This is a genomic window from Ruminococcus sp. 5_1_39BFAA, from assembly GCF_964240875.1.
Taxonomy (GTDB): domain Bacteria; phylum Bacillota; class Clostridia; order Lachnospirales; family Lachnospiraceae; genus Blautia_A.
In genome coordinates this window covers 1-16,906 of the sequence record NZ_CAXSVO010000028.1, presented here as the reverse complement: position 1 = coordinate 16,906, position 16,906 = coordinate 1, and the positions used below count along the sequence as shown (strand labels likewise).

Genomic DNA, 16,906 nt, shown 5'->3' with positions numbered 1-16,906 from the left:
AAGTTCGCAAAGTGGGTGTTGGTATGAAGCATACGTTTTTAGGCATTGATTTAGGGACATCTGCCATGAAGCTTGTTCTGACCGATGAATATAAGAATGTGCTGGAGCAGATTACCGAAGAATATGAGGTAGTACAGTCAGATGGAGGGTGGCGCGAAATCAATCCAGAGATCTGGTTTGAATGTATGAAACATGGCATCAGACGGATTTTACATAAGCAGGATGGGAAAAATATCAGGGCAATCGGAATTACGGGGCAAATGCACACTTTGGTGGTGGTTGATCGTGACGGAAAGCCTGTCCGTCCGGCAATGATGTGGAATGATACGAGAACAAAGGAGCTGCTTCCTGAATTAAAAGAAAAGGTGAAGTCTTTTCCGGGAGGAGAATATCTTTCCCGTACAATTTCTACCGGCAGCCCGGCTGCGAATCTTTATTGGATGAGTCTGTACGAGCCGGAGAATCTGGAAAAGATACACAAGTTTATGATTGGACCGGATTTTCTGGTATTTCGGATGACAGGGGAGTGCGGCACGGATTACTGTGAGGCGTCCACCTCCTGCCTGTATCAGATTTATGAAAGAAAATGGTCGGAAGAAATCAGAAATCTGATCGGTCTGAGTGAGGATGTGTATCCTGTTATCAGAGGCAGCGCCATGTCAGCCGGAAGACTTTTGCCGGAAATGGCGGCAGAGCTGGAAGTGAATCCAGAGGCAGAGGTGATCGTAGGTACCGGGGATAACCCGGCGACTGCGATTTCCACAGGATGCTTGGGCTTAGGGTATCCGGTCATATCGCTGGGAACCTCCGGGGTGTTTATGATGCCGGTGGAGGAGCCGGAGAGTCAGGCGAAAGGAAAAATGATTCTGTTTTCTTTTGACAATAAATCCTTTTCCTATCTCGTCCAGGGGGCTGTGCAGTGTAACGGAAATACCTTTGACTGGTGGAGCCGGGATATTATGGGAAGGAAGAATTTTGAAGAGTTGACCAATACGCTGGATGTAAAGCGTGCCAGTGAAAACCAGCTTTTGTTTTATCCCCACCTTGGGGGAGACAAGACCATTTATGCAGATCCGGATATGCGGGGGGCATTTGTGGGACTGGGTATTGACACGAGCTATTCGGATATGTTTTATGCTGTGATAGAAGGGTTGTGCTTTGGATTCCGGGAGCTGGCTGAAAAAATGCGTCTGCCTCTGGAGCGTTACGGGAGCGTAAAAGTAGTGGGCGGCGGCGCCAAAAGCCCGGTCTGGATGCAGACCATGGCAAATGTACTGAATATCCGGATTGAGAAACTGGACGGCATGATAGGTCCCGCATTTGGCATTGCACTGCTGGCTGCTTATCAGGGCGGTTATATCTCTTCTCTGGAGCAGATTTCGGAAGGAACTGTAAAGATTGAGAGATGCTTTGAGCCGGATGTGGAGGCGGCGGCGCGGTGCGACAAAAAATATGAAAAATATCTCCGGATTCGAAATGCCATGAAATATATTTCGGAAGGAACCCTGTAAGCGTATAAAAATAAGAAATGGTAAGGTATAAAATCCCTGTATTTACAGATACTAGTATCACGAAATTACGATATTAGCAGAGATAAATGGAGGGATTTTTTATGAAAGCGACAGGAATCGTCAGAAGAATAGATGACTTGGGACGGGTGGTAATTCCAAAGGAAATCCGGAGAACGCTGCGGATCAAGGAGGGCACGCCGCTGGAAATTTTTACGGACAGGGAGGGTGAGATCATCCTGAAAAAATATTCTCCCATTGGTGAGCTGAGCATTTTTGCAAAGGAGTACGCTGAAGCGCTTTCCCAGACAACGGGAATGCTTTCCTGTATTACGGACCATGATCAGGTGGTTGCGGCGGCAGGTTTGGGAAGCAAGGAGTTTGCGGGAAAAGAGATCAGCAAGGAACTGGAGGAGGCGATCACCAGCCGGGAAGGAAAATGTCTGAACGGAAAGGATCGGGGAAAGATCCCAGTGGTGGATGAGCAGCCGGATCCGCTGTATTCACAGGTGATTCAGCCCATTATCTGCTCCGGCGATGCTATTGGCAGCGTGATCCTTATGGGAAAGACAGAAAAAGACGTTATGTGCGACGGGGAAAAACTGCTGGTGCAGACCGCCGCGGGATTTCTGGGAAGACAGATGGAACAATGAATTTGAAAGGCAGCGCATAGGTCAAAAGTGCCCGGGCAATCTGCGCTGCAGGACGGATGCCTCGCAGCCTGCTGCGGGGTGTTTTACTGTATGGGATTATCAGATTTTCTATGCTGAGGAAGTTGGTGGTATTCTTCCAGGGTAAGTCCTGTCAGGGTCAGATATGTGGCGAGCGGCTTGGTAACATAGCGGATATGCCAGGGTTCATAGGGAACACCTGTGATATCCTCTTTGCCTTTGGGGTAACGGAGGATGAAGCCGAACAGGGAGGCGTTGCGGGCAAGCCAGATTCCCTCCGGTGTGTGGGCAAATTCCTCCACAAGCTCCATACGGACAGCAGGACAGGAAAGGTCCAGGGCAAGTCCGCTCTGATGCTCACTGGTGCCGGGGGCAGCTACGTAAGGGCTTCCGGTGCAAAGCTGTTTCTGACGGGAATAGGAGCGGTATCCGGAGACTCCATAGAGGCTTAAGCCATCTCGTTGGCTTGCGCTTATCAGGCGAAGGGCAGCCCGGGCTGTTTTCATTTCCAGAAGGCGTTTGGAATCGCCGGGAAGGGCATCAAAGGGAATGCCGATATCCACCAGATGCTCCGGAATGTAACCTTCCGGGAGAGGATGCTGCTGGTTAATAAGCCGCGTATACATATTTGACATAAAAAAGCCCTCCTTTCCTTTTATGTACATGTTTCAGGGACAAAAACCATGCCGTCCGGCAAATCTTCGAAACCCTTATATCATGTATATGAAAAAGAAAAGGGGGCTATGACATAAAATCTTTGACAGTTGCTGAAATTACAGCTCCAGGTCTTTTCGGCTCATTTCCTCGATCAGCTCGTTCTTCATGTCAAACAGCTTCTGAGAGAGGTCCACATATACCTTCTGGGGATTTACGAAACGTCTGGATTCGTCCCAGAGAGTATTCTGCTCTTTCTGGCAGAAGTCGCGAAGCTCCATCACGGAAGGAGAGGTGTAGACACATTTTCCTTCTTTAATGACAGGAACCAGAAGCTCACGTACATCATAGGTGCCGCCCAGGATTTTTGTCTTTTTCCAGGTATCAACCGGGTCGAAAACGATCATGGTTTCTTCTGGATTCAGCTTTTCATCAGCAAGGCAGATCAGGTCAGCCTTGATTTTTCCGGTAGCTTTGCTGTAAATACGGTAAACGGTTTTATTACCCGGATTGGTGACCTTGGCAGTATTTTCGGAAAGCTTGATCTTCGGGATAAATTCTCCGGTATTCGGGTCTTTTACTGCGGCGAGCTTATATACACCGCCGAATGCGGGGTTGTCGTTTGCCGTGATCAGGCGGGTGCCTACGCCCCAGGAGTTGATTTTTGCGTCCTGTGCCTTCAGGCTCTCGATCAGGTATTCGTCCAGGTCGCTGGATGCCGAAATGGTAGCATCGTCAAATCCTGCAGCAGCCAGCATTTTGTAGGCTTCCTTGGAAAGATAAGCCAGGTCGCCGCTGTCAATTCGGATACCATACTTTTTGAGCGGAATTCCTTCCTCGCGCATTTCTTCAAAGACGCGGATAGCGTTGGGAACACCGGATTTTAATACATCGTAGGTGTCTACCAGGAGAACACAGGCATCGGGATATAGTTTTGCATAAGTCTTAAATGCCGTGTATTCATCCGGAAAGCTCATGATCCAGGAGTGGGCATGTGTTCCCAGAACAGGTACGTTAAACATCTGTCCGGTAAGTACGTTGGAGGTGCCGATGCAGCCGCCGATGATTGCAGCACGGGCACCGAAAATACCTGCGTCCGGTCCCTGTGCACGGCGAAGCCCGAATTCCATAATGCCCTCACCCTTTGCTGCGTAGCATACGCGGGCTGCTTTCGTAGCGATGAGGCTCTGATGGTTTATGATATTTAAAATGGCGGTTTCCACAAGCTGGGCCTCCATAATGGGGGCAATAACCTTTACCATTGGTTCGCGTGGAAATACGACAGTGCCTTCGGGAATGGCGTAAATATCGCCGCTGAAGCGGAAGGTGCTCAGGTATTCCAGAAAATCATCGTCAAACATGTTCAGGCTTCTCAGGTATTCAATGTCCTCCTGGGAAAAGGTGAGATTCTCGATATATTCAATCATCTGCTCCAGTCCGGCGCAGATAGCAAAACTGCCGCCGCAGGGATTGTCACGGTAAAACATATCAAAAACTACAGTTTGGTCAGATGGATTTTTAAAGTATCCCTGCATCATGGTCAGTTCATAGAGATCGGTGAGCAGAGTGAGTTTATTTGCTCTCATGTAAATTCTCCTTTAAAGTTTCCTTTAGTTGTAAAGGATAAAATGTGGGCTGCCGGGTAAAAATATGTTACGGCAGTATGTGGTTTACAGATTGGTGCAAGCTATGCCTGCCCTTTCGGCATATTATATCACATTTTCAGGGATTGTAAAACTTTGAGGGGAAATTTTATAAAAATGCCGGGCTGAAAAAATAAAAAATATTAAAAAAAGGGCTTGACTTTTACTCTGTACTTATTATATAATACCACTTGTCGCGAGGCACGAAACGTCAAATTGCGAAACAAAAATATATAGGGCTATCGCCAAACGGTAAGGCAACGGACTCTGACTCCGTCATTTCAAGGTTCGAATCCTTGTAGCCCTGCTAAGAGGAAGCATCTTTCAGATATCTGGAAGGTGCTTTTTCATGTTATAGGAAAGTACTCCATTTTGTTCTGCGCGGAAGTTTACCAAACTTTCCTATAACATAAAAACGCAGCTTACGCTGCGGGGATGCGCATACGCGCAAGAGGAATGTGGTTGCTGACGCAACCGCGCTCCGGCGCGAGTGTGCGCCAAGGCGCACACTTTTTACATGAAGGAAAACGTATCAGAGGAGAGTTGATTTTACGAATAAAAGTGGATATACTGAAATTAAAAAGGCGAGGAGGTTGAAATGATGGATGAATTAATACTGAATGACAAAATTATAGCTAATGTAAAAAAAGAAGTGATACATTTAGTTCGAGAGCTAGTAAAATCCGATTTGGTAGAGATTATTCTTTATGGCTCCTGTGCCAGGGGAGATTACACCGATGATTCAGACATTGACATTGCTTTGATCGTAAAATGTGACCGTTTAGAATCTCAGAAGTATACAGAAGGGCTTGCTGAGATCGCGACAGAATTGGCAATGAAATATTTTGCTATTGTAAATTTTATATGTCTTCCATATGGGGAGTATATCACTAAGTGTAAATGGTATGAGTATTTTCGTAATATTAGAGAGGAGGGGCAGGTATTGTATGGATGATGAATATTTTGATGCTCTTGCAAAGGTTCGAATGGAAAGAGCAGCAGAACTTCTCGACGATGCAAAAGATATGCTAAGTAAAGGTTCTTATAAATCTGCAAATAACCGGTATTGCCGAAAAATCATAGAAAGGAATCACATAAGAAAGGAGAAAGAAATGACTAAGAATTATCGTGCAGAGCTGACGGGCGTCTTTGGGGACCCTGTGGATGAGAATCCGACTGGAGTGGTGGAGGAGGCTGCATTTCAGGCAAAGAACCTGAATTACCGCTATCTGACCATCAAGGTGCTGCCGGATGATCTGGAAGCGGCCATGGCCAGTGTGCGTGTGCTGGGAATGAAAGGAATCAACCTGACTATGCCCCATAAGGTGAAGGTTCTTCCCTATCTGGACGAGTTGAGTGAGGCCGCCGGGATCATCGGGGCGGTGAACACGGTCATTCACCGGGACGGAAAGCTGTACGGAGAAAATACGGACGGAAAAGGCTTTGTGACAGCTTTAAAAAATACAGGGACTACCTTGATAGACAAGCGGGTAACGGTTCTGGGCGCTGGAGGCGCGGCGAGAGCCATTGCGGTGGAATGCGCCCTAAACGGTGCAAAACATATTAACATCATCAACCGGAACGAGGAGAGAGGCAGGGAGCTGGCTGCACTTCTCAATGAAAAAACGAAATGTCCTGCAGATTTTCTTGTATGGGAAAAAGGCATTCGGATTCCAGAGGATACGGAAATCCTGATCAACGGCACTTCTGCGGGATTTTCACCAAATGTAACAGAAAAGCCGGATATCGCTTATGATTCCGTGACAGAAAAAATGTGCGTCTGCGACGTGGTATTCAATCCAGCGGAAACCGTCTTTTTAAGCGAGGTGGCAAAGCGCGGCGCAAAAACAGTATCCGGTCTTGGGATGCTGGTGCAGCAGGCGGCGCTGAACTTTACCTTATGGACTGGGGTGGAAGCTCCGGTGGAGGTTATGGAGGAAGCGTTGAGAAAAGAATTTTGAAAAAGGCATGGGAACGCCGCTCCCTGTAGGTGCAGGGGACGAGCTACGGCACCCTTTGGGAATGCGTCTGAGGTAAATGTACATACAACGCGATCTAGAATCGCATCCATGACTCTGGAATCTCGAGCGTGGCAATGAGGTTGATGAATAGAGGATAAGCAGGGATAACGGAACTGGAATGGTATAAGGTTATATTGATTTGTATGACAGGGCACTTTTCTAAACATTTTTTAGAAAGGTGCCCTTTTTATGGAGAAATATAGGGTTCATTCCTGCTGGGGTTCCGTTTTGTCGGAAGAATGCGGAATAGAAGGGTTTATGGTGAAATCTGTGTAGTAAGCGGCAGCTTCTTCGTATTTTTTCATGTCCATCAAATAGGAGAGGGAGAGAAGGTGATTCTCAATATCATGATTCCATTTCCTTAGTTTCCGGTATTCCTGTTCCATCTTTTTTGAGGATTCCAGTTGGGCTTTGGCTAACAGGATATTTTTCTCTTTCATGATTCGTTTTTTCTCCTGATTCCGGATATTTTTGACGCCTGTCAGAAAAACAGGACAGCACATCAGGAATGCAAAAAAATACAAAGCAGCCCCTAGTCCAAAATGATAGCTTCTTTGGTAAATAAAAAGCTGCATAATAAATGGAAGGTACAGGGGCAGAATAAGCTGAAAAATAGTCCGTGATTTTATAGAAAGCAGTAAATGCTTTAATAAAGGTGTTGTTTTGCAAAATAGAAGAATGCCCATTGAAATAACCAGGAGGGAAGACAGGATAAGATCAGGGATACCGTTGACTTCCCGGACCGCTGTAGAAGCGTACGGGCTGCGGGAGAGCGACTGTTTAATAAATAAAAACAAGGTGGAAGCATTAAGCTCTACAATAATCAGCAACATCATAAAAACAATGTAGGAAATAAGCCTCAGGCGCAGCTTGTCCTGAAACAGAAACAGTACCATCAGGAGTATACTGAGCTGAACAAAAGTGGTACCTAAATTGTAAACAATTTTTCGGAAGGAAACACTGCCGAATATCATTATCAGACAAAGCGTAAAGATGGACAATCTGGGATGTCTAATGGATTTCCGGGGTGCCAGGATCCGAGCAAAAAAATAGGAGGCAGCCCAAGCCATATAGATAAGTGACGGAATGTAATATAAGAGATTCTCGGACATTGCTTTACAGCTCCTTTGGGATTATTTATGAGTATAAGTATATCTAAAAATGGGGAGAGAGTCCATGATGATTTATGTTGTTCGTGACGTTTTTTTTACATCTGGTGCAGATGAATTGAAAAGAAAAAGAGAAATTGATATCATTAAAAAATGAGAGGTAACCTAGGTGAGAACAGTTATTGATGGAATTACCCCCATATGTATATTAAAGGATATGTGTATTGTGCAATGAAAGCATAGTAAGAGTATGACACTATAATACGCAAAAGGAGAATTGTTATGATAAAGGAAAAACAACTGAATCAAGATCTCACAAAAAATATAAGCTCAAATCGATGTACTATTACACAAGGAATGCAAGCAATATCAGAAATAGCTGTTAATAATGAGATACCGGTAAGTATTTATCAGGAAACAGTTAAAGTTGGTGGATTATTTAGTTCAAAAATTCTGGATTGCCTTGTGATTTTTCATCCAGAACATGAAAAAGATTATTATAAAATTGTTGTTATTCCTGGAGGCGGCGAAGTTATGATGGCAACAACTGGGACAAGCAAACAAATGAAAAAATTTGCAATGGCTGAAGCCGCAAAACAACATAGGAAAGGTAAATCACTATCATACAAAATAGGGCATACAGTGGGGAGTTCGATTCGTCTTTTGGGGAAAAGTAAGAGTAAATTAGAGCTGGAACAAAATTATTATGATGCTATTATTCAGATTATAGCGGAAGTTTATGACTTTGTGTGACTTTCGGTATGAATCGTAAAGGCTTTGTTTGGCTCAATTGCGTAGAATAGGTTGACGCAAAGTACTTTAAGAAATTTGTGATAATTAGGGCAGCATCAAATTAAGCGATATAGCATGAATTTGATCGCACCTAAATATAAAATAAATCAGCAGAAAGGAGTATATGGAATGAGTAAACTTGATTTAGTTATCGCAGCAGTAAATAAGGAAATGGAATTGCGAAGTAAAAATGAAATGGCACATACAGATCATACGGATTATAGTGATTCCTACTGTATAGGGATCGACTAATTATTGCTGAAACTTTTGAAATGGGACTTGGATGTCTCTGGCGTATTGGTAATAAAAATTGATAAGTTGATCAAAAGAGGATATATATGTCCTGCAAAGGCTCTGTGCGTGCACCTTAATGAGTGATGCCGTACAGAGCCTTTTAGCTATTTGTACCATTGAATTCTTATAGAAAAGTTTGAGAGAAGGAATAGTTCATATATGAGATTAAATTATGTAATGTTTGACGTGACAGATGCGTGCAATTTTAGGTGTAAACATTGTTATAAGGCACACCCAGATATCTGTAAAGACTTGGAAATAAATATAATAGAACGTTTTTTAAAAGATGTGGAAAGTAACGGCTTTGTGCCATCAATTGTTATCTCTGGTGGTGAGCCTTTGATGTATAAAAATATATTTAAATTACTAGACTTAGTTTGTGATGGCAGAAGTGTACGAATTAATACTAATGGAATTCTATTGGACAAATATTATGAAAGGCTAAAAAAATACAATAATATCCGAATTCAAGTGAGCCTAGATGGATATGACGATGAAACTTTTTTTGAGGTAAGAAACAATCATAGTTTTGCAAAAATTGTGAACAATACGGTTAGAGCATATGAAGCAGGCTTGGATATATATTTCAGATCAACATTGACAGGGGTAACATTTGCAAATTATGAGAAATTTATTGAGGTGTCAAAAAGTACGGGCGTCCCTCTAGTGATCAGGCCTATGTACAATACGGGAGAGATAAGCCAGCAACAATTAAGAATAGAGTTTGAAGATTTGTGTATATGGCAAAAAGACGTCATAGAAAAAAATTATTTAGAATATGTAGGATGCAAAGATTTGATAACGGAAAGTTCATGTCCATTACTAAATCGGGATACCATTTTTAGTGTTCTGACTGTTGATAACTATGGACGAATATTTCCTTGCCAGATGCTTAGGGGAAATAAATTTTATATGGGATCGATTTACAGGGATTCTTTCAAAAGCATCTTTTTAAATGCTGAAAAAATAGTAAAAGAGTTGGAAAAAATCATCCATAATGATTCATGCGAACGGTGTGGTTTTAGAAAACAATTTGGTAATGGAACGTGTGTACCTGCGTGTTATTTGGGAAATAAAAAGTGTGTAAAAGAAAAAATATATGGGGTGAGAAAATGACAGGATTAGTTTGCTGCACATTGGACTGCAATTTGGCATGTACCTATTGTTATGAAGGAAATGGAAATATTACAACGTATCCACACATACAATTAATCAATGAGAAATTTGAGGGCGCCAGAGAAAGAATCATTCGCTTTATTGATGAATTATATAACTATAATCACGAAGGGTTTACAAAAATCATTTGGCATGGCGGTGAGCCAACACTTATAAAACCAGAACTGTTGGATAGTATCATGAGTGATCAAATTCAAAAAGAGCACGTCAATATCCAATGGTCTATACAGAGCAATGGGACACTTATAACAGAAAAATATATAGAAGTATTGAAAAAACACAATGTTTCAATAGGTATTAGTTTAGATGGTCCTAAAAAGCAACACGACACATATCGTGTTTTTAAAAATGGTAAGCCGACTTTTGATATTATAATGAAAAATATCGACCGTTTGATGGCCAGTGGAGTTAGATGCGGAACACTTATTACAATTACTGATAATAATGTTGATTATTTAATGGATATTTATAAATTGTTTGCAGAAAAAAAGTTGAATTTTAGCTTTAATGCATTATTCCCGGATAGAAATAATACAGATGCAAAGTTAAATACTAATGAATATGCAAAGCGCATATGCGATCTATTTGATTATTGGATTACTGATACAGAACATCAAATAATGATTTCTCCATTTATGCATATTATTGAAGGCTTATTAAAACCGATACGTGGAATACCAGCATGTCACTGGTCCCAGGATTGTTCAAAAGGTTTCGCGGCTATTGATACAAATGGAGATTTATATCCATGTGAACATTGGGTGGGAAATCATGAGTATTGTTTTGGAAATATTGATGCAGGTTTGGAACATGAGCTTAATAATTGTGTCTACTTCTCTGAACGAAAAGATGTGCTTGAAAAGTTAGATTGTAAAGAGTGTGACATTTGGCATTTATGCTATGGGGGATGTCCCTGGAATGGATGGGTCCTTTTTAAGGATAGTAACCGAAAAGATGTAAGTATATGTCAGGGACGAAAAATAATCATTAATCATATAAAAGAGTATTTAAAACAACATGATAAATTATAAAACTGAATTATTAAGAATAGATAAAATATAGAGGAGACGGGATGGCAGTTTTAGATGTAATTACATATGAAGGAAGTAACGAAGTATTAGTTTATAAATACCCTAATACAGAATTTAATACATTATCACAGCTTATTGTTCATGAATCTCAGGAAGCGGTATTTTTTAGAGATGGAAAAATGCTGGATTCATTAGGGCCTGGAAAATATACATTGCATACTGGTAATATTCCGTTACTCAGTAAACTTATCAATTTGCCGACAGGAGGAGAATCGCCATTCCGGTGCGAAATTTACTTTATTAATAAAGCATTAGCGCTGAATTACAAATGGGGAACAACCTCATTGACCAGAATAATAGATCCTAAGTTTAATTTGGTTCTTGATATAGGTGCGAGCGGTATTCTAGGACTAAAGGTAATTAATCCACGAATGCTGGTAGCTAAAATCGTGGGCACAGAATCAATACTTACGGCGGAAACATGTCTTACCTATTTCAGGGAAAATATTTCGGCTAGGGTGAAGGAATATTTAGCAAGAGTAATGTCAAAGCCGGAAATGAGTTTCATTGTTTTGGAAAGGTATCTAAGTGATTTTTCAAAAGCAATTCAAGATCTTCTCCATGAGGTATTTAGTGATGTCGGCGTTGATTTATATAATTTTTTTATAAGTAGAATTATTATTCCCGAAGAACAATATGCAGTGATCACGCGAGGAATGCAAAATATTAAGGAGGAAGAATACAGGAAACAGCAGAAGGAGATTGAGGCACAGGCACGCGCAAACAGCCAGCGTATAGAGGCAAAGGGACATGCTGATAGTAGGCGTTTGGAAGGCTATAACTGGGCGGATGAACAAATAGCAGAGATTACGAAATTATATGCAGCAAATCCAGGAAATATTCAAAATCCTGCAAATATGTTTGCTCAGGCTCCAGTGGCATTGGCCTTTGGAAATATGTTAAAGGGAAATATGGAACCGTTAATGGGTATGCAATTTTCAAATCCGCCAATCAATTTTTCTAATGGTAATAGTAAAAAAGATCAGTTTGATCCAGAGAATCTGAAGGATGATATGTTCCAAGATATTACAGTGGGTATATATGATGACGTATCACCACTTACGGATGTGCATGACGAAGCAATAAGTGAACCGAAGGAAAAGGAAACAATGCAAAATGATCCTATTGAAATCCTTTCTAAATTAAAGAAAATGGTGGAAATGGGATTAATGAAACAGGAACAATATGATAAAAAACTAGAAGAAATAATCGCGAAAATGGGGTGACTATTTATGATTAGGAATCGAAGATTAATATCTGCAATATATGTATTTTGCTTCGTGGCGGTTTGTATTCTACTTAATGTTATACTCAAAAAACGGACAAGTTCTTTTTGGATCGGACAAGTATTTTCGCTAATTTCTACAGTTTTTGTTTTAAGTACATATGTTTTGATGAACAAAAAAGGTGAGGATACTTTTTTAGGGTTCACGTTAGTTTTAATTGGTACAGTTTTTTTCATATTGCAGATGATAATTTCTTTTGTATTGGCGCTTATTCCTTTTTCGATAAGAGTTGCGATTATAATTGAGATTATCCCAATGATAATATATATTTTTTTGGCATTGTCAAGTTTGCTTGGAAAATCCGTAGAGAGTTCCTCGAATGTGAAACTGGAAATTGATATTCGTAATTGGAATGAAGTAGAAGAGATGCTTAGAATAGCATTGATTAGATGTGATAATAATGAAATCAAGTTACAATTAGAAAAACTGATTGATGCAGTGCACTATAGTGATCCGGTATCTAATGATACTACGATTGTTATGGAAGAGCGAATTCATGCGTTAGTGGTTAAGTTGATAGAAGAGATTAAAGATGATGTGGCAGTAAGACAGGATTGTGAAGAGTTAAAACAATTGTTGGAAGAAAGGGTAATTGTACATAAGAGATAGCAAGGGGGAACAAAATGGCTATTTTGAAATGTGGTTATTGTGGAGGAAATTTGGATCTCAATGAAAATATGACGGTTGGTATTTGTCAATTTTGTGGATCTACCAATATAATTCCCAAGAATTTAGAAAAGAAACAGAATTTATATAATAAAGCAACATATTTGCGACAAAATAGCGAGTTTGATAAGGCAATAGAGACATATGATAAATTGCTGGATGAAGATAACACGGATGCAGATGCCCATTGGGGGATTACACTATGCAAATATGGTATAGATTATGTGACCGATCCACATTCTGGGGAAAAAATACCAACATGTCATCGTGTACAAACACAATTAATATTAAATGATTTGGACTATAAGGCTGCCATTCAATATGCAAAAGACATTTGGGCAAGAGAGCTATATGAAAAGGAAGCGAAAAAAATTGCAGAAATTCAAAGAAAATATTGGGATATAGCTAAAAAAGAATCAAAATATGATATCTTTATTTGCTACAAGGAAACGGATGATATAAGCGGAGAAAGAACTTTAGATAGTGCATTAGCACAGGATATTTACTTTGAATTGGAAAAACTAGGATATAGGGTTTTCTTCGCTAGAAAAACTTTGGAAGGTAAACTGGGGACAGAATTTGAACCTATTATATTTGCCGCTTTAAATAGTGCGCAAGTGATGATTGTGGTAGGGACTAAACCGGAGTATTTTACTGCACCGTGGGTTAGAAATGAATGGAGCAGATATCTTCAATTTGTAAGAGCGGGGGATAAAAATATAATTCCTACATATCGAAATATATCCCCATATGAGTTACCAGATGAATTAGCAGTTTATCAGGCATTAGACATGTCTAAAATAGGTTTTCTTCAAGATTTACTTGATGGCATTAAAAAGCTGACAAATAGAAAAACAGATTCTTTTCAAAATGTGACAGGTGGTGTGAATATTAACGCATTACTTTCGAGAGGAAGAATGGAAATTGAGGATAGGCAGTGGAACAATGCCAATAAATTTTTTGAGCAGGTGTTGAATTTGGATGCCGAAAATGCAGAAGCCTATTTAGGCTTGGTATTGGCAGACCAGAAGAGTACTTCGGTAGAAGACATTGGAAAGGTACATTTACAAGGAACATCTAATGCAAAGGTACAAACTCTTACAGTACCTATCAAAGATGAGAATACAATTGCAGAGGTGGTAAAAAAATATAGTATCGACGAGTGCTATGAACGTATTGAGATAGAAAAAAGTTTTGATTATGATTTGAGCTATGATTCGGCAGTTGCGGATAGAGAGCGACAGTTGCAAAATGAAATGGATTTTTGGAAGAATAATAAGTTCCTAAAGAAGGTATATCGATTTGGAGATGAAAAAATAAAGAAAACGTTGGATTCAGTAAGTAAAAAAACACTAGAAATAATGAATCGACGTATTGATTATGCAAAGGAACAGGATGAAAAAAATATAACCCGTATAGTTGAGGAGTATCAAACACATATAGAAAATGCAAGGCAGATAGTGGTGAATAACTATGTTCAGAAAAAATATGATGGTGTGATGAAAGAATACCATAAGCTGAATAAAAACAATGTGGAAAAAGTTATTGGTGATTTAACTGAAATAAAAGATCTTTATGATAATATGGAATTTCTTTCTGAACCATCATATATGAAACTAAATGAAAAGTTAATGAGATGTCTCCGAAAGGCTAAGGCATGGAAAAGAAAACCATTCATAATTAGTATTGTAATTTTATTATTAATTCTTCTATGCGTAATATACTTGAACATGCAGTATGGCAAGGCAGTAAATATGATTAGTAAGGGGGAATATGAAAAAGCAAATGAAATTTTGGATGGAATTAGGTTCTATAAGGACGCAGCATCTTTGGTAGACAATAATAAGGAAGAAATAGCGTATTTAGAAGCTAATGAACTTCTGGCTGCTGGAGATTATAATGGGGCGGCAGAAATTATATACGATATGCAATATTATAAAGATTGTGATGCTTTGGTAACGCAATATGGCTTGAAGGATTCAGACAGATTTCGATATGAAGATGCCATAAATTTATATAATAGAGGGGATTATATAACTGCCATGGAATCGTTTGCTTTGTTGCAAGATTATGAACGCAGCAGATCATATGCAAGTAGTTGTGTGCATGACTATTTGTTTGGAACATGGGTAAATGAAGAATTATCAATCTATATCGAAATAGATAATAATTATACATGGACTGGAGAAACCTCTGGGACGGCTTTGTATTATGGAGGAACAGGAGTATTTTCCGGAACACCATCGAAGTATAATTTAAAGCGGTTTGATTTTGGATATGACGATAGCAATTCATTTGCAGTTATTATTATAGCTCAAAATTCCGATGGTGAAGAAGTACATTTTGGAATCCAAAACTTAGAGAGCGAAAGCTTTGAATTAAGGGGAAAGGGCAGATTTATTAGGACAGATCAAGAATATTATTAAGATTATCAGTTTATAGTGCTGATTGTGAAAAGAGGTAAAAGTATGTATTTAATCTCACTAAACGATAATCGAGTACTAGGGTGCAAAGTTTACGAGATTATGAGGATACCCAATTATGTCAATTTATCGGAAGATGAGGCTGTAGCACAAGAGATAAATTGGGAATTATTTTATAGACTTCTTATAGAAAGTTACAGGTATTGTGTACCTGGAAGTACAGTGCTTGAATTATTGTGGAGTTCGCAATCTATAGACAAAGAACGTATTAAAGGACAATTACATCTATATGTGATCATTCGTATTATTGAAGAAAAAAGAAATGATATATCAAGTCGTATGAAAATTCTTAGCGAAAATATAATTTTTCATTTAAAGGCAGGCGGGTTTGAGATTGCAGAGCGTGAATTAGAAAAGTTACAAGAAATGACGGATTTAGCAGCAGGTGGTTATGTTAATGGCATAGTAAAAGCCGAGCAATGTATCACTCATTCCCAAGCGATGATGCCGTATTATTTTGTGCAATCCATTAAGAAAGAAGAAATGAATGATTTTTCCATGCTTAGTCGGGCTATGTTACAAATGCCGGGAAGTGCCATTGCGATTCAAGTGATTCCAGATAATATTACGGAAAAAGAGGCATTTGGAATAACAGAAATGTATTCATCATTGGATAAAATTGTTTCAGGAAATATTATGATGGGATTGGGAATAACGTATCAGGATGTAGTGGCAAAGACAGCTCAAGATTCTTTTCAGTATATGTATGAGAACTTGCAACAACCGCATTTTCGTTATAATTTTTTAGCATTTGGAAACCGCAATCAATGCGCAAACTTATCAGCGGTTTTGATTACTATGTTGAAAGGAAAATCCACGGAACAATACATGACAATTAATCTTAATTCTGAACGTATTTCTATGCGAGAAATGATTGCGTATTACCCGTGGAATTTGAATGCTCATCTTATACGAAGATACAGAAAAAAACAACTATGGAATGTACTTGGAAATATGTCGATTATGAGGATTTTATTTCGGATACCATATATGATCACGGCAGAAGAAGGAGCATCATTATTTCGCATTCCGATTGATAATAAGAAAATTGTGGGGATTCGTAGTCGGGAAATAGTGCAAAATGTTCATGCCATTAATGAGAAGGCGATAGATACTGAAAATATTCAGATAGGATACCTTGTGGGAGAAGAAAATAAAATCAATATTGGATGCCCTAAGAAGTCCATGACAAGGCACGCATTAGTGGTGGGTATGCCCGGAACTGGAAAAACAACATTTTCCATTAATCTGCTACTGCAGATGTATCAGAAAAAGATTCCTTTTTTAGCTATCGAGCCGACAAAGACAGAATATCGTGCAATGATTGATGTTATTCCGGAACTACAAATTTTTACACCTGGTAATAACGGAGTAAGCCCTTTTGTGATCAATCCATTTATTCCGCCTAGAGGAATTGCAGTAGAGCAGTATATCCCTAGTACAGCATTGCATTAATAATTAAGCAATATCAAACCGTCAAAGGTATACCTTTATAAGTCCATTTAAAGGGCT

General features: G+C 39.6%; 15 protein-coding genes and 1 tRNA gene. 13 read left to right on the top strand and 3 right to left on the bottom strand.

What is annotated here, in order from left to right; genetic code table 11:
- The first annotated feature begins 23 nt into the window (after window positions 1-23).
- Window positions 24-1,511, top strand: a complete 1,488-nt coding sequence (locus ACESZH_RS19515) for a xylulokinase (RefSeq protein ID WP_373218547.1) — start codon at window positions 24-26, stop codon at window positions 1,509-1,511.
- Between the two features lie 101 nt (window positions 1,512-1,612).
- Complete coding sequence (gene spoVT, locus ACESZH_RS19510; RefSeq protein WP_373219956.1) at window positions 1,613-2,161, top strand: stage V sporulation protein T; 549 nt, start codon at window positions 1,613-1,615, stop codon at window positions 2,159-2,161.
- An 83-nt stretch (window positions 2,162-2,244) separates the two neighbouring features.
- Here spoVT and ACESZH_RS19505 read toward each other — a convergent pair whose 3' ends face one another.
- The gene (locus ACESZH_RS19505; protein ID WP_373218544.1) at window positions 2,245-2,814 is read right to left on the bottom strand and encodes a M15 family metallopeptidase; all 570 of its coding nucleotides are present in this window, start codon (window positions 2,812-2,814) and stop codon (window positions 2,245-2,247) included.
- 138 nt (window positions 2,815-2,952) lie between these two features.
- Entirely contained in the window at window positions 2,953-4,419 is a 1,467-nt protein-coding gene (locus ACESZH_RS19500) for a nicotinate phosphoribosyltransferase (RefSeq protein ID WP_373218543.1), read from the bottom strand.
- Between the two features lie 292 nt (window positions 4,420-4,711).
- Between ACESZH_RS19500 and ACESZH_RS19495 the strand changes: the two genes are divergently transcribed.
- From ACESZH_RS19495 to aroE, 3 genes are all read left to right on the top strand, one after another.
- A tRNA-Gln gene (locus ACESZH_RS19495) sits at window positions 4,712-4,783 on the top strand.
- Window positions 4,784-5,074: 291 nt separating this feature from the next.
- On the top strand, window positions 5,075-5,431 hold the full coding sequence (locus ACESZH_RS19490) for a nucleotidyltransferase domain-containing protein (protein WP_373218541.1): 357 nt from the start codon (window positions 5,075-5,077) through the stop codon (window positions 5,429-5,431).
- Window positions 5,424-6,437 carry a shikimate dehydrogenase gene (aroE, locus tag ACESZH_RS19485; protein ID WP_373218539.1) on the top strand — a complete coding sequence of 338 codons (1,014 nt, stop codon included), beginning with the start codon at window positions 5,424-5,426 and terminating at the stop codon, window positions 6,435-6,437. The genes ACESZH_RS19490 and aroE overlap by 8 nt, the downstream gene beginning before the upstream one ends.
- A gap of 266 nt (window positions 6,438-6,703) precedes the next feature.
- Here the strand turns inward: aroE and ACESZH_RS19480 are convergent, their stop codons facing one another.
- Window positions 6,704-6,937, bottom strand: a complete 234-nt coding sequence (locus ACESZH_RS19480) for a hypothetical protein (protein WP_373218536.1) — start codon at window positions 6,935-6,937, stop codon at window positions 6,704-6,706.
- A gap of 951 nt (window positions 6,938-7,888) precedes the next feature.
- On the opposite strand from ACESZH_RS19480, the gene ACESZH_RS19475 reads away from it, so the two are divergent.
- The 8 genes from ACESZH_RS19475 to ACESZH_RS19440 all read left to right on the top strand — a co-directional run bounded on the left by ACESZH_RS19475 (window position 7,889) and on the right by ACESZH_RS19440 (window position 16,849).
- Entirely contained in the window at window positions 7,889-8,359 is a 471-nt protein-coding gene (locus ACESZH_RS19475; RefSeq protein ID WP_373218535.1) for a hypothetical protein, read from the top strand.
- A gap of 168 nt (window positions 8,360-8,527) precedes the next feature.
- The gene (locus ACESZH_RS19470) at window positions 8,528-8,650 is read left to right on the top strand and encodes a hypothetical protein (protein ID WP_373218534.1); all 123 of its coding nucleotides are present in this window, start codon (window positions 8,528-8,530) and stop codon (window positions 8,648-8,650) included.
- Window positions 8,651-8,851: 201 nt separating this feature from the next.
- A complete protein-coding gene (locus ACESZH_RS19465) occupies window positions 8,852-9,808 on the top strand; it encodes a radical SAM/SPASM domain-containing protein (RefSeq protein ID WP_373218533.1) in 957 nt (318 codons plus the stop codon).
- Entirely contained in the window at window positions 9,805-10,899 is a 1,095-nt protein-coding gene (locus tag ACESZH_RS19460; RefSeq protein ID WP_373218532.1) for a radical SAM protein, read from the top strand. The genes ACESZH_RS19465 and ACESZH_RS19460 overlap by 4 nt, the downstream gene beginning before the upstream one ends.
- A 41-nt stretch (window positions 10,900-10,940) precedes the next feature.
- Window positions 10,941-12,185, top strand: coding sequence for an SPFH domain-containing protein (locus tag ACESZH_RS19455; protein WP_373218531.1), 1,245 nt, complete (start codon window positions 10,941-10,943; stop codon window positions 12,183-12,185).
- Between the two features lie 6 nt (window positions 12,186-12,191).
- Complete coding sequence (locus ACESZH_RS19450; RefSeq protein WP_373218529.1) at window positions 12,192-12,854, top strand: hypothetical protein; 663 nt, start codon at window positions 12,192-12,194, stop codon at window positions 12,852-12,854.
- Window positions 12,855-12,868: 14 nt separating this feature from the next.
- Complete coding sequence (locus tag ACESZH_RS19445; protein ID WP_373218527.1) at window positions 12,869-15,337, top strand: TIR domain-containing protein; 2,469 nt, start codon at window positions 12,869-12,871, stop codon at window positions 15,335-15,337.
- A 42-nt stretch (window positions 15,338-15,379) separates the two neighbouring features.
- Complete coding sequence (locus ACESZH_RS19440; protein WP_373218525.1) at window positions 15,380-16,849, top strand: helicase HerA domain-containing protein; 1,470 nt, start codon at window positions 15,380-15,382, stop codon at window positions 16,847-16,849.
- The last annotated feature ends 57 nt before the right edge of the window (window positions 16,850-16,906 follow it).

Coding starts and splice junctions, on each gene's coding strand:
- ACESZH_RS19515 (WP_373218547.1), top strand. CDS start 24: ATGAAGCATACGTTTTTAGGCATTGATTTAGGGACATCTGCCATGAAG.
- spoVT (WP_373219956.1), top strand. CDS start 1,613: ATGAAAGCGACAGGAATCGTCAGAAGAATAGATGACTTGGGACGGGTG.
- ACESZH_RS19505 (WP_373218544.1), bottom strand. CDS start 2,814: ATGTCAAATATGTATACGCGGCTTATTAACCAGCAGCATCCTCTCCCG.
- ACESZH_RS19500 (WP_373218543.1), bottom strand. CDS start 4,419: ATGAGAGCAAATAAACTCACTCTGCTCACCGATCTCTATGAACTGACC.
- ACESZH_RS19490 (WP_373218541.1), top strand. CDS start 5,075: ATGATGGATGAATTAATACTGAATGACAAAATTATAGCTAATGTAAAA.
- aroE (WP_373218539.1), top strand. CDS start 5,424: ATGGATGATGAATATTTTGATGCTCTTGCAAAGGTTCGAATGGAAAGA.
- ACESZH_RS19480 (WP_373218536.1), bottom strand. CDS start 6,937: ATGAAAGAGAAAAATATCCTGTTAGCCAAAGCCCAACTGGAATCCTCA.
- ACESZH_RS19475 (WP_373218535.1), top strand. CDS start 7,889: ATGATAAAGGAAAAACAACTGAATCAAGATCTCACAAAAAATATAAGC.
- ACESZH_RS19470 (WP_373218534.1), top strand. CDS start 8,528: ATGAGTAAACTTGATTTAGTTATCGCAGCAGTAAATAAGGAAATGGAA.
- ACESZH_RS19465 (WP_373218533.1), top strand. CDS start 8,852: ATGAGATTAAATTATGTAATGTTTGACGTGACAGATGCGTGCAATTTT.
- ACESZH_RS19460 (WP_373218532.1), top strand. CDS start 9,805: ATGACAGGATTAGTTTGCTGCACATTGGACTGCAATTTGGCATGTACC.
- ACESZH_RS19455 (WP_373218531.1), top strand. CDS start 10,941: ATGGCAGTTTTAGATGTAATTACATATGAAGGAAGTAACGAAGTATTA.
- ACESZH_RS19450 (WP_373218529.1), top strand. CDS start 12,192: ATGATTAGGAATCGAAGATTAATATCTGCAATATATGTATTTTGCTTC.
- ACESZH_RS19445 (WP_373218527.1), top strand. CDS start 12,869: ATGGCTATTTTGAAATGTGGTTATTGTGGAGGAAATTTGGATCTCAAT.
- ACESZH_RS19440 (WP_373218525.1), top strand. CDS start 15,380: ATGTATTTAATCTCACTAAACGATAATCGAGTACTAGGGTGCAAAGTT.